Below are 1,698 nucleotides of genomic sequence, written 5' to 3'. Positions count from 1 at the left end.
GTCTAAACAAGTGCTGTATAAAGTTAATTGCTCCCGGTCTTCTCCTTGTTGATATTCCATTTTTAAAGATAAAAAAATTTAAAAATATATCCTTAAAAAAAGACTGCAATAATGGCATGGTTTTGAGACAGTCTGACGGTCTTGTATATGAAAAGTAGCGTGTAAATAAACACATACTTTTCCGACTAAAATAATGTTTTTAAATTAGACCTAAACAATAGTTTGGCACAGAATTAGCTATTTTTTATATACGTTGTTGGCATACGTTTTTTATGGATTCATAAATATTTTGTATATTTGCAACAGTTAAGTCTGCGAAACACGAAAGTCGACTCCACGTCGTTATTTCAAATTTAATTTGGAATTAGTGTTTTAGTGGGCTTATTTTATTTTCAGATGTTAATGGATTTTTTCTGTTGTCATAATAGTTTTTCCACCCATCATATTTTTTTGTGTCATACAAGTCAATTACCAATTTCACTTGGTCTTTGATAAAGTTATAATATCTAATTTCTCCTCTTTCAAATACTCTTTGAATAGTCCAGCAGAAATAGTCAGCTAAATTTAGTAATGGGTCTTTTGTCGGATAATTTACATTGAAAACTACTTCAGTTTTTGATTCTTTATTTCCGTTAATTTTAGTAAACCTTTGTTTGGCTTTAAGAAATGCTAATTCTAAATTATGGTTTTTAGTGCTTTTTCCACGCTCTGAAATGTGCATAACAAGTTTGTCGTGCTTTGAGAGTTTGTTTTTAAGTAAATGGGACAGTAAATCAGCATAAAAATACTCTTCTTTACCTTTATGTTTTGTTTCATATCGTTCAATGTCTTTTCTTCCAACAACTGCTTCAAAACTGCAATTTATTGTTTTCATTAAGTCAAACATTTCCTTTCTAACCTCTGGCAAATCGTCTGTTGCGTGTAAATAATATCCAGTTTTATTAATCTTCTTTAAAACACTTGGAACGTGATAAAATTCATCTTCAACAACTTTATCCTGAAGCGCATTTATTTTATCTCTGACTTCATCTAATGGGTCTTTCACTTTTATCATACCAAGAATAAAAGTTTTCGACACTCCATCTTGACCAATAATGTTTTTCTTTCCCTTACCATAGAAAGTAGTATCTCCAGCTTCATCCAAAAAGCGATGATAATCCATTAATTTATTCTTTCCCATTTTTTATTTTTTGCTCTGCTATTCTTAATATTTCCTCAATATTATTCTCGTCTTTTAACTCACTTACTATTTTGTCCGAAAACCATATTATTAATAGTTCGTTGTAATCTACCTTATATAGTTTAGAGAACTTTTTAACAAGTTCTTTTTTTGCTACTCTATTGTTGTTTTCAATTTTACTTAAAATAGAAGCGTCAATTTCCAATTTTGCGGAAACCTCTCTTAAAAGAAGATTATTTTCTTCTCTCAATTTGCGTATTGTTTCTCCGAAGCTATTTTCCATATTTTGACTTGACAATATTTGTCAAATATATAAATAAAAAAATAGACTACAAAATTTAGTTCTGTAGCCAAAATGTATGCCAACGGCAGTCAGTCTCAAAACTACCAATTAATGCTCTTAAAAATATTATTTTTCTGATTTTTATGAAATTTATCGATGAGTCAATATTTTTTGAAAATGATTTTTAGGGGCGTAAAAACAGTTTAAAATGAGTGCTAGTTGCATTTCTAGGTGA

Annotated in this window: 2 protein-coding genes; both read right to left on the bottom strand. The window is 29.3% G+C overall.

The features are described 5' to 3' along the window. Positions 1-364: 364 nt before the first annotated feature. Entirely contained in the window at positions 365-1,180 is an 816-nt protein-coding gene (locus tag FT993_RS01700; protein ID WP_147860812.1) for a DUF3800 domain-containing protein, read from the bottom strand. Further along, entirely contained in the window at positions 1,167-1,463 is a 297-nt protein-coding gene (locus FT993_RS01695; RefSeq protein ID WP_147860811.1) for a helix-turn-helix domain-containing protein, read from the bottom strand. The genes FT993_RS01700 and FT993_RS01695 overlap by 14 nt, the downstream gene beginning before the upstream one ends. Positions 1,464-1,698 lie beyond the last annotated feature (235 nt).

The organism is Mesonia sp. HuA40 (assembly GCF_008017835.1).
Classification (GTDB): domain Bacteria; phylum Bacteroidota; class Bacteroidia; order Flavobacteriales; family Flavobacteriaceae; genus Mesonia.
Note: the sequence above shows the minus strand (reverse complement) of the source record. Positions and strands in the feature narration are given on the sequence as shown.

Coding starts and splice junctions, on each gene's coding strand:
- FT993_RS01700 (WP_147860812.1), bottom strand. CDS start 1,180: ATGGGAAAGAATAAATTAATGGATTATCATCGCTTTTTGGATGAAGCT.
- FT993_RS01695 (WP_147860811.1), bottom strand. CDS start 1,463: ATGGAAAATAGCTTCGGAGAAACAATACGCAAATTGAGAGAAGAAAAT.